At 68.7% G+C, this 21,810-nt stretch carries 26 protein-coding genes, 1 tRNA gene and 1 pseudogene; 9 read left to right on the top strand and 19 right to left on the bottom strand.

What is annotated here, in order from left to right; translation table 11 throughout:
* The first annotated feature begins 135 nt into the window (after positions 1 to 135).
* Together ACFVDM_RS00310 and ACFVDM_RS00315 are read left to right on the top strand one after the other, a co-directional pair.
* On the top strand, positions 136 to 1,245 hold the full coding sequence (locus tag ACFVDM_RS00310) for an FG-GAP repeat domain-containing protein (RefSeq protein ID WP_383632081.1): 1,110 nt from the start codon (positions 136 to 138) through the stop codon (positions 1,243 to 1,245).
* A gap of 141 nt (positions 1,246 to 1,386) precedes the next feature.
* Positions 1,387 to 2,304 (top strand): Yip1 family protein, encoded by a 918-nt coding sequence (locus ACFVDM_RS00315; RefSeq protein ID WP_383630774.1) that lies wholly within the window; start codon positions 1,387 to 1,389, stop codon positions 2,302 to 2,304.
* A 79-nt stretch (positions 2,305 to 2,383) separates the two neighbouring features.
* On the opposite strand, the gene ACFVDM_RS00320 is transcribed toward ACFVDM_RS00315, so the two are convergent.
* Complete coding sequence (locus tag ACFVDM_RS00320) at positions 2,384 to 2,884, bottom strand: phosphoribosyltransferase (RefSeq protein ID WP_383630777.1); 501 nt, start codon at positions 2,882 to 2,884, stop codon at positions 2,384 to 2,386.
* Between the two features lie 6 nt (positions 2,885 to 2,890).
* Entirely contained in the window at positions 2,891 to 3,466 is a 576-nt protein-coding gene (gene dcd, locus ACFVDM_RS00325) for a dCTP deaminase (protein ID WP_383630780.1), read from the bottom strand.
* A gap of 506 nt (positions 3,467 to 3,972) precedes the next feature.
* Between dcd and ACFVDM_RS00330 the strand changes: the two genes are divergently transcribed.
* Positions 3,973 to 4,046, top strand: a tRNA-Gly gene (locus ACFVDM_RS00330).
* A 51-nt stretch (positions 4,047 to 4,097) separates the two neighbouring features.
* Here the strand turns inward: ACFVDM_RS00330 and ACFVDM_RS00335 are convergent.
* The 14 genes from ACFVDM_RS00335 to ACFVDM_RS00400 form a co-directional block, all read right to left on the bottom strand.
* Positions 4,098 to 5,261, bottom strand: a complete 1,164-nt coding sequence (locus ACFVDM_RS00335; protein WP_383630783.1) for a tyrosine-type recombinase/integrase — start codon at positions 5,259 to 5,261, stop codon at positions 4,098 to 4,100.
* Positions 5,261 to 5,461, bottom strand: a complete 201-nt coding sequence (locus tag ACFVDM_RS00340) for an excisionase family DNA-binding protein (RefSeq protein ID WP_383632084.1) — start codon at positions 5,459 to 5,461, stop codon at positions 5,261 to 5,263. Before ACFVDM_RS00340 ends, ACFVDM_RS00335 begins: the two co-directional genes overlap by 1 nt.
* Before the next feature lie 2 nt (positions 5,462 to 5,463).
* The gene (gene repSA, locus ACFVDM_RS00345; RefSeq protein ID WP_383630786.1) at positions 5,464 to 6,861 is read right to left on the bottom strand and encodes a replication initiator protein RepSA; all 1,398 of its coding nucleotides are present in this window, start codon (positions 6,859 to 6,861) and stop codon (positions 5,464 to 5,466) included.
* The gene (locus tag ACFVDM_RS00350) at positions 6,858 to 7,544 is read right to left on the bottom strand and encodes a DNA methylase (protein ID WP_383630789.1); all 687 of its coding nucleotides are present in this window, start codon (positions 7,542 to 7,544) and stop codon (positions 6,858 to 6,860) included. The genes repSA and ACFVDM_RS00350 overlap by 4 nt, the downstream gene beginning before the upstream one ends.
* Before the next feature lie 5 nt (positions 7,545 to 7,549).
* Positions 7,550 to 7,744, bottom strand: a complete 195-nt coding sequence (locus tag ACFVDM_RS00355) for a hypothetical protein (protein ID WP_383632087.1) — start codon at positions 7,742 to 7,744, stop codon at positions 7,550 to 7,552.
* Positions 7,745 to 7,749: 5 nt separating this feature from the next.
* Positions 7,750 to 7,935 carry a hypothetical protein gene (locus ACFVDM_RS00360; RefSeq protein WP_383630792.1) on the bottom strand — a complete coding sequence of 62 codons (186 nt, stop codon included), beginning with the start codon at positions 7,933 to 7,935 and terminating at the stop codon, positions 7,750 to 7,752.
* Between the two features lie 93 nt (positions 7,936 to 8,028).
* Positions 8,029 to 8,265 carry a hypothetical protein gene (locus tag ACFVDM_RS00365; protein ID WP_383630794.1) on the bottom strand — a complete coding sequence of 79 codons (237 nt, stop codon included), beginning with the start codon at positions 8,263 to 8,265 and terminating at the stop codon, positions 8,029 to 8,031.
* A gap of 14 nt (positions 8,266 to 8,279) precedes the next feature.
* Positions 8,280 to 8,828 (bottom strand): GGDEF domain-containing protein, encoded by a 549-nt coding sequence (locus ACFVDM_RS00370; RefSeq protein WP_383632090.1) that lies wholly within the window; start codon positions 8,826 to 8,828, stop codon positions 8,280 to 8,282.
* A 5-nt stretch (positions 8,829 to 8,833) separates the two neighbouring features.
* The gene (locus ACFVDM_RS00375; protein ID WP_383630797.1) at positions 8,834 to 9,178 is read right to left on the bottom strand and encodes a SpdD protein; all 345 of its coding nucleotides are present in this window, start codon (positions 9,176 to 9,178) and stop codon (positions 8,834 to 8,836) included.
* 15 nt (positions 9,179 to 9,193) lie between these two features.
* The gene (locus ACFVDM_RS00380) at positions 9,194 to 9,382 is read right to left on the bottom strand and encodes a mobile element transfer protein (RefSeq protein WP_353780360.1); all 189 of its coding nucleotides are present in this window, start codon (positions 9,380 to 9,382) and stop codon (positions 9,194 to 9,196) included.
* Positions 9,383 to 9,402: 20 nt separating this feature from the next.
* Entirely contained in the window at positions 9,403 to 10,107 is a 705-nt protein-coding gene (locus tag ACFVDM_RS00385; protein ID WP_383630800.1) for a DUF2637 domain-containing protein, read from the bottom strand.
* Between the two features lie 84 nt (positions 10,108 to 10,191).
* Positions 10,192 to 10,401 (bottom strand): hypothetical protein, encoded by a 210-nt coding sequence (locus ACFVDM_RS00390; protein ID WP_383630803.1) that lies wholly within the window; start codon positions 10,399 to 10,401, stop codon positions 10,192 to 10,194.
* Positions 10,402 to 10,484: 83 nt separating this feature from the next.
* On the bottom strand, positions 10,485 to 11,840 hold the full coding sequence (locus tag ACFVDM_RS00395) for an FtsK/SpoIIIE domain-containing protein (RefSeq protein WP_383630805.1): 1,356 nt from the start codon (positions 11,838 to 11,840) through the stop codon (positions 10,485 to 10,487).
* 2 nt (positions 11,841 to 11,842) lie between these two features.
* Positions 11,843 to 12,175: a hypothetical protein gene (locus ACFVDM_RS00400; RefSeq protein WP_383630808.1), complete on the bottom strand. Its 333-nt coding sequence runs from the start codon at positions 12,173 to 12,175 to the stop codon at positions 11,843 to 11,845.
* A gap of 158 nt (positions 12,176 to 12,333) precedes the next feature.
* Between ACFVDM_RS00400 and ACFVDM_RS00405 the strand changes: the two genes are divergently transcribed.
* Positions 12,334 to 13,107 carry a GntR family transcriptional regulator gene (locus ACFVDM_RS00405; protein ID WP_383630811.1) on the top strand — a complete coding sequence of 258 codons (774 nt, stop codon included), beginning with the start codon at positions 12,334 to 12,336 and terminating at the stop codon, positions 13,105 to 13,107.
* Entirely contained in the window at positions 13,104 to 13,667 is a 564-nt protein-coding gene (locus tag ACFVDM_RS00410; RefSeq protein WP_383630814.1) for a GNAT family N-acetyltransferase, read from the top strand. Before ACFVDM_RS00405 ends, ACFVDM_RS00410 begins: the two co-directional genes overlap by 4 nt.
* 801 nt (positions 13,668 to 14,468) lie before the next feature.
* Here the strand turns inward: ACFVDM_RS00410 and ACFVDM_RS00415 are convergent.
* On the bottom strand, positions 14,469 to 15,197 hold the full coding sequence (locus tag ACFVDM_RS00415; protein ID WP_383630817.1) for a hypothetical protein: 729 nt from the start codon (positions 15,195 to 15,197) through the stop codon (positions 14,469 to 14,471).
* 559 nt (positions 15,198 to 15,756) lie between these two features.
* On the bottom strand, positions 15,757 to 17,583 hold the full coding sequence (locus ACFVDM_RS00420) for a DUF262 domain-containing protein (RefSeq protein WP_383630820.1): 1,827 nt from the start codon (positions 17,581 to 17,583) through the stop codon (positions 15,757 to 15,759).
* Between the two features lie 296 nt (positions 17,584 to 17,879).
* On the opposite strand from ACFVDM_RS00420, the gene ACFVDM_RS00425 reads away from it, so the two are divergent.
* Together ACFVDM_RS00425 and ACFVDM_RS00430 are read left to right on the top strand one after the other, a co-directional pair.
* Positions 17,880 to 18,128: a hypothetical protein gene (locus ACFVDM_RS00425; RefSeq protein ID WP_383630823.1), complete on the top strand. Its 249-nt coding sequence runs from the start codon at positions 17,880 to 17,882 to the stop codon at positions 18,126 to 18,128.
* A complete protein-coding gene (locus ACFVDM_RS00430; RefSeq protein ID WP_383630826.1) occupies positions 18,125 to 18,526 on the top strand; it encodes a DNA-binding protein in 402 nt (133 codons plus the stop codon). Before ACFVDM_RS00425 ends, ACFVDM_RS00430 begins: the two co-directional genes overlap by 4 nt.
* Positions 18,527 to 18,893: 367 nt before the next feature.
* On the opposite strand, the gene ACFVDM_RS00435 is transcribed toward ACFVDM_RS00430, so the two are convergent.
* Positions 18,894 to 20,102, bottom strand: a complete 1,209-nt coding sequence (locus tag ACFVDM_RS00435) for an FG-GAP-like repeat-containing protein (RefSeq protein ID WP_383630829.1) — start codon at positions 20,100 to 20,102, stop codon at positions 18,894 to 18,896.
* Between the two features lie 101 nt (positions 20,103 to 20,203).
* On the opposite strand from ACFVDM_RS00435, the pseudogene ACFVDM_RS00440 reads away from it, so the two are divergent.
* Both ACFVDM_RS00440 and ACFVDM_RS00445 read left to right on the top strand, forming a co-directional pair.
* Positions 20,204 to 20,296 (top strand): annotated as a pseudogene (locus tag ACFVDM_RS00440) (DNA-binding protein); the annotation flags it as partial.
* 57 nt (positions 20,297 to 20,353) lie between these two features.
* Positions 20,354 to 21,619, top strand: coding sequence for a hypothetical protein (locus ACFVDM_RS00445; protein ID WP_383630832.1), 1,266 nt, complete (start codon positions 20,354 to 20,356; stop codon positions 21,617 to 21,619).
* The last annotated feature ends 191 nt before the right edge of the window (positions 21,620 to 21,810 follow it).

Genomic DNA, 21,810 nt, shown 5'->3' on the forward strand with positions numbered 1-21,810 from the left:
CAGCGGAGGAATCCCGTGCCGATACGCAACGCGGAAGCGGACGCGCCGATAGGGCGGGGGGCGCTTCCCGGATACGGAACGTCCCCCGGGCGAACGCCGGGGGGTGCGGGGCGCCGGACGACCACGGGCCCTTTCCTGCGCGCGCGGGCAGCCGGGGCCCTCGGGCTCGGCCTCCTGTTCCTGCTCACCGCCTGCGGCGGCTCGTCCGACGCCCCGGACAAGAACGGCGACACCCCGCCCACCGCGCTCTCCGGTCTGGCGGGCGCGGCCCGCCACCCCGTACCGCACGGCACCGGCAGCCGCGTCCCGTACGACTTCAACGGCGACGGCCACCGCGATCTCGTCCTGAACGACCTGGTGAAGCCCGCGTCCGACAGCCACGGCGACGACGCCGGGATCGGTGTCGTCTACGGCTCCGAGGACGGCGGCCTCGACCCGTCGACGCGCCAACTGCTCGCCGCCCGCACCCACGCGGCCAAGATCGGCGACACGCTCCCCTCGGCGTTCGACGCGGAGACCGCCTGCGACCTGGACGGGGACGGCTTCACGGACCTCGTGGTGGGCACCGACCCCCCGTACGACGGCGTCGGCAGGCCGCCGGTCCCGCTCCAGATCCTCTTCGGCTCGCCCGGGGGCCTCACGGGCCGGGCGGTGACGCTGCGCATCCCGGACCGGGCCCGTTTCGGCAACGAGTGGCCGGACCACCCGGTCTGCGGCGACTTCGACGGCGACCGGAAGCCGGACCTGGCCGTGACGGCGAGCGAGGGGCGGTTCAGCTTCCTGCGCGGGCCGTTCACCCGCGACGGCCGCCCGCACGCGGCCGGCGGCACCGTTCCGGGCGCGGGCGCCTATCTGTTCGCACCGGAGCCCCGGGCGGACCTCGACGGGGACGGGTACGACGACCTGGTGTACGCCGCCCGCCCGCACACCCGCCACACCGCGGGCCGGGCGGCGCTGCTGCGCGGCACCCCGGACGGCCCGACCCGCCCCGGCGGTACGTACCGCTTCCCGGCGCCGCCCGCGCCGCTGCCCACGGCCCCGCTGCGGACCGGGGCCGGCACGTCCCCGGCCCGTGCGGAAACGACTCTGCTGGAGCGGTACGGCGACTTCGACGGCGACCGGAAGCCGGACCTCGTCGTCCGCACCCACCGGGGCGAGACGGCGGACCTGATCGCGCTGTACCCCGCGGCGACACCGGACCGCCCCCTGATCACGTTCACCACCGCGCTGTTCACCGCGGACTGAGCGCCGCGCCGGCCCCGCGCCGTACGGAGGGGGGACAACCCCCCGGGGTTCCCTTAGGGGATGTCACAGGTGGGCGTCAAAGGCGGGCCAGATCCCCCACCCCATCCACCCGGCCCGTGCGGAGCAGGTACGTTCGATGACGTGGCTGGATTCAGGATCGGACGCGGCCGGGACAACCGCACCCCGCAGCAAGGGCATCAGCAACCGCGGCAGCAGCCGTACGGCGGTCAGGGACCGGCGCCGTACGGTCAGCAGCCGTGGCCGCAGGCGGGAGGCCACGGGGCCCCGCCGCACGGCGGCCACCAGGGCGGGTACGACAACGGCTACCAGGGCGGTTCCGGCGAGCCGGAGTACTTCGGCGACCCGTACCCCCAGCAGCACGGCCATGCCCCCTACCCGCAGCAGGGCGACCCGTACGCCAACAACCCGGGCCACACACAGGCCTTCAGCGTCAACGAGGACCCCTACGGCGACGGACAGACCTACCGCGCCGGCCAGGCCCCGGCCCAGCCGGCCGGCCCGCGGCTGCACTGGAAGCAGCTGCTGACGGGCATCGTGACGCGCCCCAACCCCACGTTCTGGCAGATGCGCGACTACGCGGTCTGGGGCCCGGCGCTGATCGTCACGTTCCTCTACGGCCTGCTGGCGCTGTTCGGCTTCGACGAGGCCCGCGACGACACGATCCACGCCCCGCTCAACACCGCCGTCCCGTACGTCCTGATCACCGGCGCCGCCTTCGTGATCGGCGGTCTGATCCTCGGCGCGGTCACGCACACGCTCGCCCGCCAGCTCGGCGGCGACGGCGCGTGGCAGCCGACGGTGGGCCTGTCCATGCTCATCATGTCGATCACGGACGTGCCGCGTCTGGTCTTCGCGATGTTCCTGGGCGGCGAGAACTCCCTGGTCCAGCTGCTCGGCTGGATCACCTGGCTGGCCGCCGCGGCCCTGCTCACCTCGATGGTGAGCAAATCGCACGACCTGCCCTGGCCCAAGGCCCTGGCGGCCTCGGCGATCCAGCTCCTGGCGCTGGTCTCGATCCTCAAGCTCGGCACGCTCTGACCCTCGCGTCCCCGCACGTCCCCGACGCACGGAATCCCCGGCCCCGTTCCTACCGAGACCGGGGATTCCTGTTACGTGCTCAGGCGTCGAGGACCTGTCCCCCGCGCCGCACGACGGGCTTCTGGACACTCCACGGGAAGTTGATCCAGCGGTCCGTCCGCTTCCACACGTACTCGCATTTCACGAGCGAATGCGACTTCTCGTAGATGACCGCGGACCGCACCTCGGCGACATGGTCGACACAGAAATCGCGGACGAGCTTCAGCGTCTTTCCGGTGTCGGCCACGTCATCGGTGATGAGGACCTTCTTGTCCGAGAAATCGATCGCGTTCGGAACGGGCGCCAGCATGACCGGCATGTCCAGCGTGGTGCCGACCCCGGTGTAGAACTCGACGTTCACCAGATGAATGTTCTTGCAGTCCAGCGCGTACGCCAGCCCGCCCGCGACGAACACCCCGCCCCGCGCGATGCTGAGCACCAGGTCCGGCTCGAACCCGTCGTCGGCCACCGTCTGCGCCAGCTCCCGCACGGCGTGCCCGAAGCCCTCGTAGGTCAGGTTCTCCCGCGTCTCATCGCTCATCGGACATCACACCTGCGTCCGGTGGAAGTTCAGATACGACCGCGAGGCGGTGGGACCGCGCTGCCCCTGGTAACGCGACCCGTACCGCTCGGAGCCGTACGGGAACTCCGACGGGGAACTCAGCCGGAACATGCACAGCTGCCCGATCTTCATCCCCGGCCACAGCTTTATCGGCAGCGTCGCCAGATTCGACAGCTCCAGCGTCACGTGCCCCGAGAACCCCGGGTCGATGAACCCGGCCGTCGAATGCGTCACCAGCCCCAGCCGGCCCAGCGAGCTCTTGCCCTCCAGCCGCGAGGCCAGATCGTCGGGCAGCGAGATGACCTCGTACGTCGAGGCCAGCACGAACTCTCCCGGGTGCAGGATGAACGCCTCGTCCCCGTCCGGCTCGACCGTACGCGTGAGATCGGCCTGCTCGACGGCGGGATCGATATGCGGATAACGGTGGTTCTCGAACACCCGGAAATAGCGGTCGAGCCTCACGTCGATGCTCGACGGCTGCACCATCGACGCATCGAACGGATCAATACGTACGCGTCCGGCGTCGATCTCGGCCCGGATGTCCTTGTCTGAGAGAAGCACCCACCGAGGATACGCAGAACGCGCGGAACCGCCCTCATCGGGCCGCCCGCGCGCCTGTCCCCCGCTGTCCCTGCCGCTGCGTCTACCGCTCTGGCTACCGCCTACCGCCTACCGCTTCTCGAACACCACGGGCACGGCATGCCGCAACCGTGCGCACCGAGGACACCGGATGAGCCTCCCCGGCCCGATCCGCCCGGACCCGAGCTGCTGCATCGGGAACGAGGAGGTAGCGAAAACGTGCCCTTCGGCACAGCGGACGACGGTGCGCTCCATGGAGTCCATCAAGTCCCTTCCCCATCAAGCCGTGGACGAGAAAGCCACATTAGGGGATGAACAGGACCCCACCCCACCCGGCACTCCGACCCCCACGCTACGCCCCCAACTCCCGCCCCCCACACCCACGTCCACCCCCACCCCCCACGCCGCACATCCGGGCCGGCGCCTCGGGGGGCCTTCAATGGGGTACAGTGTGGGACGATGCGTCGCTGGTCATCCAGTTGCGTTACGCGGGTGTAGTTTAATGGTAGAACATGAGCTTCCCAAGCTCAGAGCGCGAGTTCGATTCTCGTCACCCGCTCCACGACTAAGGCCCAGGTCATAGACCCGGGCCTTGTTTGTTGTCTGGACCACTTCAGGCGTCGCGTGCCCGTTCCGTGCCCGATCGCTGCTTGGCCCCCTCCTCCTGTGCCCGAAGTCGTGCAGCGCGCACGTGAGCGTCGATGCCGTCGGCCACCTCCTTCTGCCGCTCGGTGTCGGAGTGCTGGTAGATCAGCGCGGCCCGCTCGGTGGACTGGCCGGCCCGCACCATCGTGTCCTTGAGGGTCGCCCCGGACCGGGTCGAGAGGGTGTGCCCGGTGTGCCGGAGGTCGTAGAAGCGGAAGTTCTCCGGCAAGCCGACCTTGGCCCGCGCCTTGCGCCACTTCCGGCCGAAGGTGGAGCGACGGAACGGCCTGCCCCTCTCCCCCACGAACAGCAACCCGTCCGGCGTCTTCTCGGCGTACCAGTCGAGGTGGCGCTCCAGATCGGTGGCCATAAACGCCGGCAGCACGAGGAACCGCCGACCGGCCGCCGACTTGGTGTCTCCCGGAGCACGGCGGCCCGTGGTCAGCTCAGGTTCAGCCGTACGGACCCAGACCCCGACGTTCTCCAGGTCCACGTCCGGCCGACGCATCGCCGCCTGCTCCTCGGGCCGGGCCGGTCCGTACGCGGCGACGTAAACCATCAGCCGCCACCGGGGGCCCATCGCGTCGGCCAGGGCATCAACCTGCGGGACGGTGGCCGTGGGGCGTTCCTCCGCAGACTCCTTGCCCGCGCCCTTGATCCGGCACGGATTGCGGCGGATCAGCTCGTCGTCCACGGCAGTCTCCATGATCGCCTTAAGGAGCCGGTACGACTTGGCCACCGTTGTCGGTGCCTCCGTCGCCTTCAGCCTCTCGGTGCGCCAGGCCCGGACGGAGGGCGGCGTGACCTTGTCGAGGTCGACCCCGTCGAAGGTCGGCAGGAGGTGCAGCCTAAGCAGGCGGCGATACAGCTCGTCCGTCGTCGCGGCGAGGTCACGCTCCTCCACCCACCGGAGGGCGTACTCACCAAAGTTCACCTTGCCAGCGTCGGGATCGCGCCAGTCCCCTGACCGAACCTCGCTCTGCCGGTCGGCAAGCCAGTCATCAGCGTCCCGCTTGGTCCGGAACGTCTCGGGCGCCGGGCGATCGATGCCGTCCGGGCCCAGGTAGCGAGCCTGATACCGACCCGAGGGGAGCTTGCGCACGCGGCCGAACTGCCGCTTCTTGCCAGCCATCAGGCGGCACCTCGCAGACGACGCACCGGCGTGACCGTGTGGGCGGCCACGAACGCCTCCACCACGTGCTCCGCGATGCGGACGTGTCGGCCCACTTTCACGTACTCAATGCGCCTTTCCGCGATCAGCCGGCGCGGGAATCGGGAGGTCGTGCCGAGCAGTTCGGCAACCTGTTCAACAGTCAGCAGCCTGTTCGTCATGATCAGCATTCCCCTGTCTCTTCGAGTTCGGCGCGGTGTTCGCGGGCGGTTTCGCGGTTGTGTTGGATGTCGCGGTGGATGTTGGCGGCGAGCCAGGATTCGCCGGGGGTGTGGCCGTTGCCGGCGTAGGCCCAGTGCGCGAGCGTGAGCGTGGTGGCCTCGGGGTGGTCGTCGGGGTCGGGGAGGCCGAGGGCGGCTCGTTGTTCGGCGGCGCGGTAATCGGCCCTCACCTGGCGGAGGGCTCCGAGGGTGGTGGAGTAGGCGCGGGACTTGGTGGAGAAGTGGCCCCGGAAGCCGAGCATGTGCGCCCAGTCGCGCAACTTGCGGTCCGGGTAGGCGTGATGCAGATCGAGACAGGCTTCGATCAGCCGACGCGGGTGCTCGGGCACGTCGAGAAGAATCAGCGCTTCCTTGTTCCCGATCCGGCGGTCGACGGTGCCAGTCGTTTCGGCGGCTTTGGTGGCGTACTTGGCGACGTAGGAGGCCACGGCCTGTTCGGTGAGGTCCTCGCCGTTGCCGAAGGCGCCGATGGGCTGGACGTCGAGCTGCGTGCCCCACCGCAGCACCCAGGGGGTGGGGAAGCCGGCTTCCTCGTTCGCGGGAACGGTGACCTCGGCGCGTGCGGCGGCGGCACGGATGGCGTCTTCCAACAGGGGCAGGGTTGCCCAGGCGGGGGGCGGGGTGTTCGGTCCTTCGGGGCCGTCGAAGCGGATCACGGCGTGGAAGTGGACGGCTCCGCGTTTCTGGTACTCCGCGACCTTTCCGAAGGACACCTTGGACTGTTCGCGGGCGGCTTTCTGGGTGAGGCCGGCGCGCTTCGCGATCTCACGGCGGAGGTAGATCGTGAAGTAGCGCCAGAGGTCGGAGGCGTGGTTGTTCCAGAGCACCGCGCCGGCGTAGTCGTACCGATCGGGGTCGAGGGGCGTGCCGAGTTCCGCCGCGTCTTCGCGGTGGTGGGTGCCGCAGCGGCAGGGCCGGTTCCCGGGCCGGTTGTGGACGGGCCCGAACGAGGGGGCGGTCAGCGTCGCGAAGACCCGGGGGTGATCTCGGATCGTGTGCGGGGTGCCTTTGTCGGGGTCGCCGGTGAGGCCGGCGCGGATGAGGTGGTAGGTGTCGCCGGCATACGTCCAGGCGCAGGCGGGGCAGCGGGAGGCGCGGCGGTTGCCGCAGGCGATCCGTAACCGTCCGCCGGGCTCGGCATCCGTGGAGTAGTGGTGGAGCAGGGTGCCGGTTGCCCGGTCGATGGTCTTGGTGGCGCCGGTGAGGTGGATGGGCTGGGAGCAGCCGCCGGTGCGGCGGAGTTGTTCGGTGAGGCGGTCGAAGCCGGGAGACCCGACCACCCTCAGCAGGTCGGTGAGGGTGGCCGGGTCCAGGCCCGCCATGGTGGCGGTGTCGCTCACACCAGCACCTCCTGCCGTGCCGTCGAGAAGGCGGTGCCGATCCATCGGGTGTAGGCGGGCGGGATCGCTTCGGTGAGTTCTTCGTGGACGTCGGTCCAGGTGATGCCCATGGCGGTCTGCATCTCGGGCACGGTGGCTTTGCCGCCGCCCTCCCCGTACGCGGCGACGTAAGGCCCGTCCCGGTAGATGCCGTGGCGGTAGCCGCGTACGTAGCCCCGGTGCCGGCGATGGGCGGGGGACGCGGTGGTCCAGCGGCCGAGTTCGAAGTTCCGGTGCCGCAGGACCCCGAGGCCGAACATCTCGCCGCACAGGGTGAGGTCTTTGCGGATCGGGGCGCGGCCGTTGGGCTGCTCGATCACGTACGGGAGCCCGGTGGCGTCGAGGAGCCGACGGGTTGCGGTGACGAGGTCCTGGTGGGCGCCGCCCCAGCCCTGGGAGGTGTTGGTGCCGATGGTGAGGGCGCAGCCGGCCTGGCAGGGCGGCGAGGCGTGCACGAGGCTGTACCGGTCGATGTCACCCGTGGTCGTGAGCTGGTCGAGGTATTCCAGGGCGTCGCCCCGGTGGTAGGCGAAGGGGTAGTTCGGCCGCTCGGCGGTGTCGCAGCCATCGACCTGGAACCCGGCGAGGTGGTAGCCCCAACCGGCCCCGCCGGCGCAGGAGAAGAGATCCAGAACGCGGTCCATGGCGGTCACCGTCCCGTCCGGTCGTGGGCGGCACCGTGGTGGGTGGTCCAGCCGTCGACCAGGGCCTTGACCTGGGCGTCACCGGTGGCGGTCGCTGTGGCGCCGCAGTGGCAGACCGCAGATCCGGTCGCGGGGGCGTTCGGGGAGGGCTTGCTGACGTGGAGGCCGGGGCGGTCCGGCGTCGGGGTGAGGTCGGCCATGGCGCTCACGCCCCGATCGGGGTGGTGGTCCGGGCGGCGGGGAGGGTGTGGCCGGTGCCGTGGCAGGCGGGGCAGTCGGCGTTGACCGTGTGGCGGTGGCCGTCGAGGCTGCGGGTGCCGGTGGTGACGGCGACGGTGGGGAAGCCGTCGCAGTGGCCGCAGACGGGCCGGGGCAGGGTGCTTTCGGGCATGATGGTGTCTCCCTTTCGGGTCCGTTGGGTCTGGAAGTGGTGGGCGCCCGGGGCGGCGGATACTTGGCGGTAGAGGCCGCCCCGGGGGCTGAGCTAGCGGCGCCGGTTGCGGCGCGGGGTCTTGATCGGCGGGATGGCGTCGTAGGCGTTCTGGCCGGCCTGGAACGAGGCGGCGTCGGTTTCGGTGGTGGCGGTGGCGTTGTACTCGCGGCCGATGCGGCGCATGGTCTTGCGGTCGCCGTGGCGGCGGGCGATGGCGAACTCGCGGCCCATCTCGGTCATGGCGGGGTTCGTCGGGGTGGTGTCGCTCTTGCGGCTGAAGAAGCCCATGGCGGGGTGTCCTTTCATCGGGGTGTGTTGTTGCGCCGGCCGTGTCCCTTGGCCGCGTACATGGCGGCGTCGGCGGCCGAGAGGGCGTGGGTGAGCGTCGGCAGCGGCAGATGGTCGCGGGTGCTGTGGCCGACCGAGGCCGAGACCGGCACGATGCGACCGTTGTGCGCCACCGGCTGGTCCAGCGCCGCCCGGAGGGCGGGGAGGCCGGCCGTGCCGAGGGCGGGAACGATGGCGGCGAATTCGTCTCCGCCGAGGCGGGCGGCGATTCCGTGGCGTCCGCACCAGGAGGTCAGGCGTTCGGCGGTGGCGGCCAGGACCGCATCGCCGGCGGCGTGGCCGTGGGTGTCGTTGATGGTCTTGAAGTCGTCCAGGTCGATCAGGATGACGAGCGCGCCGGGGTGCCGGTCCAGGAGGCGTTCGGCGCGGGCGGTCCAGCCGGCCCGGGTGTGAAGGCCGGTCAGGGGGTCTCGGCGGGCGGCGGCGAGGCGGCGGGTCAGCAGGCCGCTGTGCAGGGCCCATCCGAGGGCGGGTAACGCGGCGGCCACGGCGGGGACCTCCACCGGGCTCACCGGTTCTTGTTCTGGCTGTTGAGGAGCGAGCGCAGGACGACGGTGCAGACGGCGACCGAGGCGGCGGTGATCGCGGTGGCCAGGAGCATGGAGACCAGGACCGTGCCGATGACCAGGACCATGGCCGTACCGCCGACGGCGGCGACGATCAGGGCACCGGGGGTGAGCTGGACGGCGGCCCGACCGACCGCCGGAGCCGGGGCCTGGACGGGGGCCGGTGCGGGAGCGGGGGTGTGGTGGCAGTTGCAGGCCAGCGGGTGGGCGAGGCCGGTGAGCGGCGGGACGAGGGACTGCCCGGGAGTGGGGGCGGTGTCCGGGGGCGGGATCTTCGGGGTGAACACGGCTTGCTCCTCCTGTCAGGGGTTGCAGCGGTGGGTGCGGGCGGCGAGTTCGGCGGCGGCGCGTCCGTGGTAGTCGGCGGAGAAGTTGCAGCCGGGGGCGGTGCAGGCGGCGGTGTGCTTGGTGCGGCCCCGGCCGTCGTAGTGGGTGCCGACCCTCACGGGGCCGATACGGATCACGTCGGTGAAGCGGTTCGGACGCGGCATCGCGTGAACCTCTCTTTCTGTCAGGCGAGTTGGGCGGTGATGGCGTCGGCGAGCGGGGCGGGGATACCGAGGCGGGTACGCAGGGTCGCGGTGTCGATCCGGTTGCCGGTCGTGGCGTGGTGGGTGTCAGCGACCTTCCGGGCGTGATCCAGCAACGCCGGCGGAACAGCCACCGCAGGAACGGCTACCGGTGCCGGGGCCGGGACGGGTTCCGGTGCCGGAGCTGGGACCGGGGGCAGTTCGGGCGCGGGGTCCGGAGCGGGGCCGGGGTCACGCTCGACCGTGACGGCCGGGACCGGCTCAGAGACCGGGGCCGGGGCAGTCAACGGCTGTGCGGTCGGCGTGGGTTCGGTGTCGGCCGTGGTGCCGGTGGTGTGGGCGAGGAGTGTTCCGCCGAGGAAGGCAAGGGCGGGCCAGCCGGCCACGAGGATGCGGAGCCAGGGCGGGACGTCGTCCAGGTCGAGCATTCCGGCGGTCGCGATGTTCGCGCCGAGGGACGCGGCCAGGGCGATGACGAACCAGACCCAGGCCGGGCCCCTGTCAGCGGCTGTGTGCATCCGGCGCCAGGCGGCGACCAGGAGCAGGTCCACGCTGATCGGGTAGGCCCAGGCTTTCCAGCCGTGCTGTCCGGCCGCGTCGGCCAGGTCGTGCAGGTGCGAGAAGGACAACGCGCCGGCGATCACGGCCTGAACCAGGACAGCGTCCGGGCGGAAGGTACGGGGCATGGTGGTCACCTCCTTTCAGAGGGTTGGGCCGGAGCCGGACGGGATGTGGTGGTCACCACCCGGCACCCGGAGCAGGGGCGGGGGTCAGGCGTCCGGGTCGGTGCCGGTGCCGGTGCCGGTGCCGAAGCAGTTCAGGCACAGGCCGTCCTGCTGTCCGACCGGCCGGCGCTTGCGGCCGACGCGGACGGTGGTGGGGACGTTGCCGGTGCCACCGCACGGCTTGCAGACAGCCGGCTCGACCACGGGCGCGGTCTGGGACGGGGGCGGGGTGGTGGTCCGTTTCGTGGTGGCCATGGCGGTGGTTCCTTCCGGTTCCAGGCATGGGCGGGGTAGGGACCTGGCGCGAGACGGTCACGCCAACCAGGGGTGCGGGGGTGTTACTCGGTGACCGGGCGCGGCTTCAGCAGCGGCGCGGCCGGTGCCGGGGCGGCGAGGGGGACGGCCGGCCGGAACGGTGCCAGCGCGGCGAGGTGCGGGGTGAGGTGCGCGTACTCCTGGCAGACCGCGACCGCGTCGGCCGGGGTGATGGCGGGGGTGCGGATGCGGGACCAGCCGCCGGAGGCATCCCCGGCCACGGCGACGCCGGGGCGGTCGGGGGCGATGGTCGTCGCGGCGAAGACCGCTTCGGGGGCGATGTCGCCCAGGGCCATTTCGGCGGTCTGCTTGTCGTTGACCCGGTGCACCACACGCCCGGTGAGCTGGGCACGCAGCGCGGTGGCGCCCTTGCCGAGGTCGGAGCCGAAGCGCTGGCCGCAGACCTCCAGGAAGATCCCGACCGCGCGGGCCATCTGCGCGAGTCGGATCATGCGCATCACCATCCCGTCCCGCCGCTCTTCGTCCTTCTTCGTGGCGACGAGGAACAGTTCCGCGACCTCATCGACCAGGACGACCAGCGGCACCGGCCGCACCTTGGCGGGCAGGTCCCACAGGTCCGAGACGCCATGAGCGCTCAGGACGTCGAAGCGCTCTTCCATCTCCGTGACCAGGGCCTCCAGCAGGCCGGCGGCCTCATCCGGGGTAGTCGCCAGGGCGGAGAGGCGGGGAGCGTAGCCCCGCTGTTCGACACCGCGTTTGCAGTCGATCCCGACCAGGCCCACCGGCAGCTTCGCCAGTCCCTTGATCAGGTTGCGCTGATACATCGACTTGCCCGACTGATTCGCACCGACCGTCAGGGCGTGCGGGATCTTCTGGTAGTCGCGGACGAACGCCGTGCCGTCCTCCCGCAGCGCGACCGGAACGACCAGCGGGCCGGCCATGGCCCTGCGGGGCAGGCGACGGGGCATCTTCACCCGGCGCAGGACGTCGTAGCCGGTCATGCGCAGTTCCACGAAGCCGGGCTTGCCCTCCACCACGTGCACGGAGTGGACACCCCAGGCGTGCCGCAGCCGTTCCGAGGCCGCAGCCACGTCAGCGGGCTCCAGGCCGGCCGGAAGGCGGAGTATCGCCCGCATCCCGGTCGAGGAACCACGGACCCGGCGCACCTTCGGCGGAACCGGCTGCACATCCGGGCGACGGGCCACGTTGCGGACCACGAACGCCCGCAGCCTGGACGGCTGAACCGTCAGACCACACACATCCATCGTCGAGTGATACGTAGCCGCGAACCGCACCCGGGCCACCGGCAGACCCACCAGCGACCAGAACACACGCGGAGCCCGAACCCTCGCGTAACCGAGACCGCCGGCGGCCGATAAGACCCCAGCCGTCTCGATCATCATGGACAGGTCCGACATGATCAGGCCCCCAGCGGGGTCACCGCGACCGCGCGGAAGCTGATCCCGTGCCGGGTCTGCCCGTTGAACGTGTTCTCCCAGTCGCGGGCCTTCAGCCCGATCACCGTGACCGGGGTCCCGGGGACCAGGTTCTCCGGGACACCCGTGTTCGGGACCGTCACCTGGTAGAGGTTGCCCTCCCCCTCGTCCGAGATCAGCAGGCCCACCGTCGCGAGCGGGGCGCCGGTCTCCCGGTCCATGGCGATCTCGCCGGTCTGCTTGCTCACCAGCTTCGGCGTCGGAGGCGTCGCCACGAACACCACAGCAGTCGAAACGTCGATCTTGAAGGACGGCATAGCTGTCTCCTCGATTGCGCTGGCCAATACCGCTTAGGCCACTTGGTCAACTTGTTGGTACAAGCTGATGGGTAGAGACTGCACCGCCGAGGGCGCGGCGTCAAGCACTTCGGGCGCACATGTACCAACAAGTTGACCGAGTGCGTCATGATGGAGGCATGAGCAAGCAGCCGAAGTACCGACAGGTGGCCGACGCACTGCGTCGTGAGATCGACAGCGGCACCTACGGCCCCGGCGCACGCCTTCCTTCAGAGAGCGAGTTGGCGAACCGCTTCGACGCGTCCAGGAACACCGTCCGATCAGGACTTGGCTTGCTGGTCAGCGAGGGTCTGATCACGTCGAGCCAGGGGCTTGGCTACGAGGTCCGCAAGCATGAGGTCTTTGAACTGAACGCCTCACGCTTCGAGAACCTGGACTTCCCGCAGGTAGGCGATGCCTATTCGACAGACGTCACAAACGCCGGTCGCCGGCCACACCAGACGTTTCGCGTCGAGCTCACCACGGCCCCCGAGTACGTGGCCCAGCGCCTGAAAGTGGAGGCAGGATCGCGAGCGGTCCTCAGGTTCTGCCACCGGTTCGTTGACGATGTTCCGTGGTCGACTCAGGCCACTCACTACCCGGATTGGCTCGTGGGGGCGGCGCCACGGCTGACCGAACCTGGTGACATCGCTGAGGGGACTACGCGCTACCTCGCCGGCCTCGGCATCGAGCAGGTTGGCTACGCCGACGAGATCGCTACCCGGATGCCGACCCCGGACGAGGCCCGACTGTTGGACATAGGTGCAGGCATCCCTGTCCTTCTCTGGACCCGGACCGGCTACTCTTCCGAGCGCCCGATTCGCTGCACGATCACGACCTTCCGTGGCGACCTGAACCGAATGAACTACGAGATCGGTGACTTGTCTGCCCGAAGCGAGAACGACGCCCTGTGAGAATCACGACCGCAGTCCCGAGCGACTTGGACCAGCTCTTGGCATTCCGGGTCGAAGCCGCTTCCTGGATCAGCAAGTTGGGCAGCGACCAGTGGAGCCGGCCTTATCCGGCAGACCGGCTGTTGGCCACGATCGAAGCTGGAACGGTGTTCATGCTCCGGGATGGAAAGCGCACGGTAGGGACCATCACCCTGACGCCAGAGGCCGAAGCGGGTTTGTGGACGAGCGAGGAGTTGGCGGAGGCGTCTCTCTTCATCAACAAACTGACGGTGTCCCGCGACTATGCGGGAAGGGATCTTGGAGGAAGGCTGCTCGATTGGGCGGGAGACCGCGCGTACCGGTCGGCAGCTAGATGGCTCCGCCTTGACGCATGGACGAGCAACACCGCCCTCCAGCGCTACTACTTGGACCATGGCTTCGAGCACGTCCGGACGGTTCGGGAAGGTGGCGCCGTCAACGGCGGCCCGCGCGTCTCGGGCTGGCTTGCTCAGCGCACCGCATCCCCCGCTCCATCCGGGTTCGAGGACCAGACGCCCGATCCGCAGCCTTTCGAGCACTGAGCTGTTACAGGTTTCTCTACCTCATCAAGGCACCCGGCTGCGCTCCGCTCCGCCGGGCGCGCTTCCCGGCTCTGGCTGCGCCCGCGCTCCTGCCTTCGGCCCGCTCGGCGCTGCCGCCGCCGACGCGCGCCCACAACTGGATAGGCCCGGGGGCATGAGTCGAGAACCAAGCCTGCGGCTTCAAGAGGATGCCTCCGGCGGGGGCGCTCAGACTCCGGGATGGCAGGGGCGCCGTTCGCGAGTGCCGGCCGTCTCGTGGTGAGCGTCGTGGGGCTCCCATCCCGACCACCTTCGACCCAGGCAGAGCCGAGCAGTCGCGGCCCAGGCAGAGCCGAGCAGTCGCGGCCCAGGGCGTCAAGGTCGTTCGTACAGTGGCGCGCTCCACCTTGACGCCCTGAACCACGCCCGCTCCACGGAGTGTGGGTCGAAGGCGGACGGGATGGGAGCTGCGGTGTCTCTGGTGAATGCCGTGGTGGCTTGAGCTGCCAAGTGCGACAGGATGGTAAAGAAAGGGTAAAAACTTGACGCTTTCCCTGCGTCCACCGGGTTCCAGCGATACGCTCCGTCACCGTAGGTGCAGCGTAGCGACGGAGCGTATCGCTGGAACCCGGTGGACGCCTGTTGGCAGGCAGAACCTAGATGCCCTGTGTAATCGCTGCAGGTCGTGGGGGTTGTCACCACCGACAAGGCGTTCAGGGAAAGAAAAAACCTGACCCACAAGGGGTCAGGTGAGTTATGAGAAGACAGTACCGCCGCAAAAGTGGGCCGTCAAGCTGTGGCGGAAATGACGCGGGAAGAGATCTACCAACCGTCTGGTCGAGCATAGCGCTCAACAGGGTCGGGCATCTGATGCTGCTTGAAGTCTGCGGCGGCTAGTTGTTTCCACCAGTGCAGGCCCACACCGTCTTGAGGGCTACCTCTCAAGTCGCCAGCCAAGAAGCCTTTGCCTGGGTTGACCAGCCCGACCGGCACACGTTGGCGTGCTTGAGCCAGCGGGAAGCGTAGGTCGCTGTCGTTCGAGATCACGATGGCTGCATCTATCGCTCCGCCAAGGACATCGAGCAAGAGATGCGAGGCGACGTTCACGTCGCTGCCCTTCTCCTCGCTGATTGCGACCGAGGCCATGAAGATCCCTGACTGGCAAGGTGTGCCGCCATCCTGGATCATGATGGGCCAGTCTGGAGTCACAAGTTGCGGCCGGCCTCTGCGGTCCTTCCTCGCCAGAGGAGCAGCCTTGACCCTGTAGACGTACTTGCCGTACTCGATGTAGTCGACGCTTTGGCTGGCCAGGAGAGCCTTGAGGTAGATGTCCTGGTCCCGTTGGGCAGAGTCGTTCGTCGCTGCACTGATACGAGCCGTGCAGTAGACGATCCTTTCAAGGCTCGCCTCGGTCCAGGTTGGGTTATCGCTGAGTAGCGAACCAGCCAGTCCTCGAATGTCCAGCCAGCGCCAACCGTCTGTTCCTCGGCCGCACAGACCACGGCCCCCGTAGTAGACGTTGTACGCGTCTACATACACCCCAACACGCATCCCCGAAACCTAGCACCAGGTGGTGCCAGTGATGTCCCCGAAGTTGCATATGACCTGACGTACAGCAGCGGCGTACCGCAACCACAGCAGCCGCCGCCACCCGCCACTGTCTCTCTGGGGCCGCGTAGCAGCCGGTATGCCCGTCACTGACCGATCCGGCTAGAGCTACGGATCAGAAGGTGACCGTGCCCGATCCGTGCCCGGCGAAGCGGAGAACCACGGTCAACCACAGGTGCCAAGGTGAGCCCCAGGGTTCGCCTTGGCACCCATTTCTGCAGGTCAGCGATCCAGACCGGGACGAAGGACCGTTGATTCCCAAGCTCAGAGCGCGAGTTCGATTCTCGTCACCCGCTCCATGAAAAAGCCCCAGGCCAGCGCCGGGGGCTTCTTTGTTGTCTAGACCGGTTCAAGCGTCCTGCGCCAGATCCGCACCAGAAGGCTTCTCGTCGGCCTTCTCGCGGGCAGCGTGCACGAGGCCGGCCGGCCCCCTTCGAGGAGCCCGGTCAGCGAGTGGTCGACCGGGCTCGGGAAGGGGGCCGTCACGGCGCCCGGCGGGCGTTCAGGCTTCGTCGCCCTCGTCCACCGCACCGGTTGCGGGATATCCGTCCTCAGTGACGACCGCCTTGCCGGTGGCCGTCTCGATCGCCTCGACCAAGGCCTGCTGCCGGGCTTCGAAGAAGCCCGCGAAGTCGTCCTTGGCGAGCAGTACGGGATCGACCAGATGGGTGCGAATGTGGTTGGCCACGGTGTCCGCGTCCACCTCGGCGTTCTTCGCGAGCCTGGGGAGGTAGGCGGAGGGCGCCGTGCCGCCGATGATGCGGTTGGTGCGTCCGGTCAGCGGGGTCTTGTTGACGATCGAATTGTAAGTGCCCCGGGCGATGTTCTCCCGCTCGCACCACGCCTGCGGGAAGATGTGGTGGATGTCCACGGACTCCGCGAAGTACTCGGTGGTCTCGGTCTTCTCACCGGTCCGCCAGTCGACGGCACCTTCCTTCATCAGAAGTGCGTAGATCCCCTTGTAGGCGGCGCTGTTGCGGGTGCGCAATGTCAGCAGGCGGCTCTCGCTGAACTGGGCGTCGCGGATGGTGCGCGGTTCGGCCCCGGTGCCGCGCACCCAGCTCACGGTTTCGGGAAGGTCGTGGCTGAACCTGGTCTCCGTCGAGCCGCCGTACAGCTCGCCGAACACACCGCACCAGTACCAACGGGCCAGCTTCTGCTGCGCACCGGCCGGTTCGGCATGTTCGCCGAGCGTGCTGAGGATCGCGGCGAGCGGGATCAGCTGGGTGCCGTAGGGGAGGAACTTGGTGTCGAAGAGGTACTGCTGGCGGAGGAACTTCGCGGCGTCCTTGAAGCCCTGGACGACCAGTGGTGCGTAGCGGCGGTACGCGTCCAGCCCCAGTTCCAGCATGTCCTTGCGCTTGCAGCCGATGCGCGGCAGGCGCTCTTCGTCAATCCCGACGGTAGCGGCGTCGGTGCGCCGGGCAGCCGTTGCCATCAGGGTGACGGCCTGCAGGAAGTCGGTGTTGGCAACCTCTTTGAGGACGCGGTACTCCGGCGCCTTCCACTCGGTCCGGACCACATTGTTCCAGTGGTCGCGCAGGTCGAACTCTTCGGCGGCATATGTGGCGGTGAGCAGCTCGAAGACCGTGAGGGTGACGCCGCCGGTGTTGACCTTTTCGAAGACCTGGCAGACAGCCTGCCTCTCGGTCTGCTTCCCCAGTTCGATCACCGGCACCTGGTAGAGCTCGAAGGGGCGGACGAATGCCTCCTCGAAGTCCCGCCACCACTTGCGGCCGTCCTGCCCCTGATCCTTCCAGTAGTCCTCGTATCCGTAGCTCCAGTCGCGGTTGGAAAAGAGCTGGGAGAGCGGGAAGAGCCGGGCCGCGTATTCCTTCTCCGGAGTCGAGTAGTCCTCGATGAGATCGCCACGGAAGCTGCGGACCACCCGGTCCGCCGGCAGAAGGCGGATGGCGTCCTCACGGTCCGCCTGGGGGTCGAGGGCCTTGACCATGTCGACGTAGAACCAGCCGGTGATCCGCTGCTTGCGCTGGTTCTGTGTCTCGACCGGCTTGCCGAGCATGAGCGACTGGAAGAGCGAGGTCATCCGCTGCTGGCCGTCGAGGATCAGGGTGTCCGGTTCGGTGCCCGGGGGCGGCGTGGCGCCCTCGACCGGGCGGCACTTGAAACGGACGTCACCACCGGTCTGCAGCAACATGAGGGTGCCGACCGGGTATCCACGAGAGATCGAGGCGAGCAGACTGATGATGTTGTGGTCCGGCCACACCCAGCCGCGTTGGAACTCCGGCAGCTGCGCTTCGCCCTCGGCCACCCGCCGCAGCAGTTTGACCAGCTGAATCTTGTCGATCCCGAATGCTTGCTCAGTCACGGCCCGCCCCCTCCTCGACACTGAACGCTGTCGAGAGGCTACCGGTGGTCGAGTGGGCACGAGGCCAGTGCTGGAGCTCAAGCGGCAGGGGGTGGCGCCTGCCCCTCGCCAAGGCCCGTCGCGCTGCGCCGGCTCGGGATCGATGCACGTCTCTCCCTGCCCCAGGTGGCCGGAGTCGTGACTTCGAGGTAGGCATTAAGGCCTTTTCGCTTCCTCATCAGGAAACCGATGCCTGCCCCCGCGAGCAGCCTGAGCACCACACGGCGACACCCTGCATACTCCAGTATGCTCGACTCATGTCCTCAACGACCCGCATCACCGTCACGCTGCCCAGCGACCAGGTGGCGGAGCTCCGCAAGCTCACGGACAACGTCTCCGGCTACGTGGCCGAAGCCGTGGCCCGCCAGATCCGGCACCAGCTCCTGGGCGACGACCTCCGCCGTCACGAGGAGGAGCACGGACCCTTCAGCGATGAGGAGCTCGCCGAAGCACGCGGGAAGATCTTCGGTTCCGTCGGTACCTCCACGGGCGCGGACGCCGCGTGAGCGAGCGCATCGAGACCGTCGTCCTGGACTCGGAAGGGCTCTCCGCCTGGATCGCGCAGGACCGCAAGTTCCTCGCCATGCTGCAGGTCTTCCACGACATGGGAGCCGACCTCCTGATCGGGGCGAACACCATCGTGGAAGTCACGCACTCCCGCACCAACATGCCTCGCCTGAACTGGGCCCTGTCCCGTGTCAAGGTGGAGCCGGTCACCGAACAAGCGGCGAAGGCCGCAGCAGAGCTACTCAAGGCCGCCGGGCTGCACGGGCACAAGTACGCCATCGACGCCACGGTCGCCGAGGTCGCGCTCCGCCAGCCGAAACCCGTCGCCCTGCTGACCTCCGACAGCGACGACATGACCAAGCTCTGCGGCAGCCAGGTCCGCATCATCCCTCTCTGACCAGCCGGCCCGCCCGGATCACGCGGCGCACTGCCGGCCTTTCCGATCTCCGCCGCGCCAAGTCCGCTCGGCGCCTGCCCCAGCTCTCTCCGTACTGGCCGGCCCCGAGCACGGCACAGTGAGCGTGCCACCTCACCTGGCGTGGTCCCGGGACTGACCACCTTCGATCTCGATCAGTCCCGGCTGCGAATCAACTACTACCGCATCGTGCCGGCCGAGGGCCAGCACGAGTGCCCGGGCCACTGCGTGAAGCTCGCCTGCCTGCACCGTCGCCGACTTTCAGACGTGCCCGCCGCAGGCGGCCCCTGCCCCCTGGTGCGGATACGGCAGTGCCCGATGCTCGTTCGGCTGCGATATCAGTGGTTTCCTACAAGACGGTTTCGCGGTCGTCCCACTGGTAGTCGCTGACGCGGTTGGTCAGGGTGCCCCGACCCGTGCCTCCGTAGAGGTCGAGGGTGCCACGGCCTTCGCCGAAGAGATCGTTGTTGCCGTCACCGGTAGCGTCGCCGACGGAGAAGAGCGACTGGAACCGCTGCCAGCCGCCCGTACCGATCAAGGTGCGGGTGCCGAACCATCCCTTGCCATTGCCGGGGTAGAGCCAGAGCTTGCCGGCGGTGTCACGGGCGATGAGGTCGTTGGTGGTGCCCTTGTTGAAGGAACCTATGCCGACCAGAGCATTGATGCTGTTCCAGCCCCCGCCGATCTTCGCGCGGGTGCCGAACCACCCCTTGCCGTTACCCGGGTACATCCACAGCACACCAGAGGTGTCGGCTGCGAGCAGGTCGCCTTTACCGTCACCGTTGAGGTCACCGGCCGCAGTGATGCGGCGCATACTGTTCCAGCCCCCGCCGATCTTCGCGCGGGTGCCGAACCACCCCTTGCCGTTGCCGGGGTATATCCACAACACGCCAGAGGTATCACGGGCGAGGAGATCCTCCTTACCGTCACCGTTGAGGTCACCGTGCCTGGTGAGCGCGGTCATGGAGTTCCAGCCGGCTCCGATGAGGGTGCCGGTGCCGTCACCTCGGAGGAACCACAGTCGGCCGGTGCGGGAGCGGAACAGCACGTCGCTCCTGCCGTCGGCGTTGAGGTCGCCGAAGGTCCGGGCAGGCCGGGCGTCGTAGTTGCTGCTGTTGTACCACTCCATGTAGTCCAGTCCGGTCAGGCAACTGTGCAAGGTACCGCCGAGACGGAACGAGCTGACGTTGTTGGACAGGTGGCTGTTGGCGTCGTGGAAGCCGGCCAGGTCCAGGCCCTCATGGCTCCCGGTCCACATCAGAACGTCGTGCACGCTGTCGATGTACTGGTAAGACGATCTGGTGTAGACGCATATGTAATCGGACGCCGTGCGGTTGATGAGGGACGAAGCCTTGTTGTCGAAGGAACCCAGGCTCGACTTGCTGCCGGAGTACGTTGCCATGGCTCCCGCGCCGTACGCGCCGTCGAACAGGCAGACCTTCCCCTTCGGGCAGCGGTCGTAGCCCGATGACGCTGCCGCGGTCGGCACCGTCACCCCAGCGAGTAGGCCGATCGCCGCGGCCGCACTGACGAGAGCGGAGCGGAGCGATATACGCATGGTTGACCCCCCAAGATCAGAGGAGGACACGATAGCGGTGCGCGCCTTGGCCCTCGTCCGGCTCAGCAGTCTCATTCGCAGGCCTGACGACAGCGCCAGGCGTACGGACGCCGAAGCCTGTCGCCCTTCTGACCTCCGACAGCGACGAGATGACCAAACTCTGCGGAAACCAGGTCCGCGTCATCCCTCTCTGACACACCGAGCCCCAGGCCGATGGCCTGGGGCTCTCTTGTCGTCCGGACTGCTACGCCGTGCCCGACGCATGTCCGATCCATCTCTCGCTGTGGCTGCTCCGGTCGGCGGACAAATACCGCCCGCTGCGCAGGCGCAGCGGCTTCCGTACCGTCCGGAAGGCTCCGCGGTCGTTGACCATCACCCCGTGGCAGCTTCTGCACGCCATGGGGCTCGGCTCCGCGGTGTCGCGGCAAGGGGCCGGGCGAGGGCTCTCAGAGCATTGGGGGAGCCTGCGCTACAGCCAGGCCCTGGAGCGGAACCACGGGCAGTACCTGAAACTGTCCTCCGAGGGCCGCGACCTTCTGCGCTTCTACAAGGCCACGCAGTCGGGGGAGATCGGTGCCGGATTCGCCTCGCTGCTGGCCGAGTCGATCGTCGGGTCCCGCTATCCCGACCATCTCGTCTCCATCATCCCGGCGGACGTCGCGCTGAAGGCCGGCTGGCCCAAGCTGGGGACCGGCAACGGGCCTCGCCCGGAAGCACTGCAGCGTCGGCCGCACTTCTTCGTCGAAGCCTGGCGACCCGGGCAACCGTCCAAGGTCCTCCTGCTGGCCTCCAAGGGCACCCACAGCAGTGTGCACCAGGTGTACAAGCAGCTCAGCAACGCCAGTGCGCACGTCGAGTCGGTGCACATCGGGCCCTACAGGTCCGTGCCCTTCCTGCTCATCGGCACGGAGATCCCCTCGAAGGAGAGCCTCGTCCTGCACGCTCTGGAGGCGCCCGGCACGACCGCGCTGAACCCGGCCGCGGGGAAGCCGGGAGCCGATCTGGACCTCGTCCTGGGCCGGGGAAACCTGATGGCCGACGCCGTCAGGTACGAAGAGGGTTCCGCCGAGGTCCTGCCGGGGTTTCATGTGGTCCCCGAAGACTTCGCCTGGTTCAGCATCGTTCTGGCACGCACCGCAGCCGCCATGCTGACCGCCTTCACCGGCGGGGGCAAACCCACCGGGCAGTACCTCACAACGGACCAGGGACGACACCACTTCCAGCACGACAGCCTTGCCCGCACGGGCAAGCTACGAGACGCCGCTCACCGCATCCACGGCATTGACTTCGTCGGCACCGATCACATCTACCGCCTCAACGGCGTCCGCGTCGAAGCGTTCTCCGGGCTTCACGCCGGCCTGTACGACCACCTTCGCAAGGGGCACGTCAACGAGTACCGCCGTCACACGTACGACCTGCGAAACGAGTGGCCACGGCACAGCACTGCGAAGGACTGGAACGCGATCTCGATCCGGGCCGACGGGACCGTCATGGCCATCCGCGTCGGTGATACGTAGTCGGCCGGCGGCCTCCTCCGCTTCCTCCAGTGGGCGCGGGGCCATCGACGCCAGGGCGGAACCGATGGACGGCGCCTTCGCGCTCCGCTGACCTGTCCTTCTGATCCTGCTTGGCCGGCGCCGGGCAGGCCCTCTCTTCCATGGGTCTGCCCGGGGCGTGAACGCGTATCACAACGTGCCAGTGAGGGCGG

It is taken from the genome of Streptomyces sp. NPDC057682 (assembly GCF_042799575.1).
In the GTDB taxonomy this organism is placed as follows: domain Bacteria; phylum Actinomycetota; class Actinomycetes; order Streptomycetales; family Streptomycetaceae; genus Streptomyces.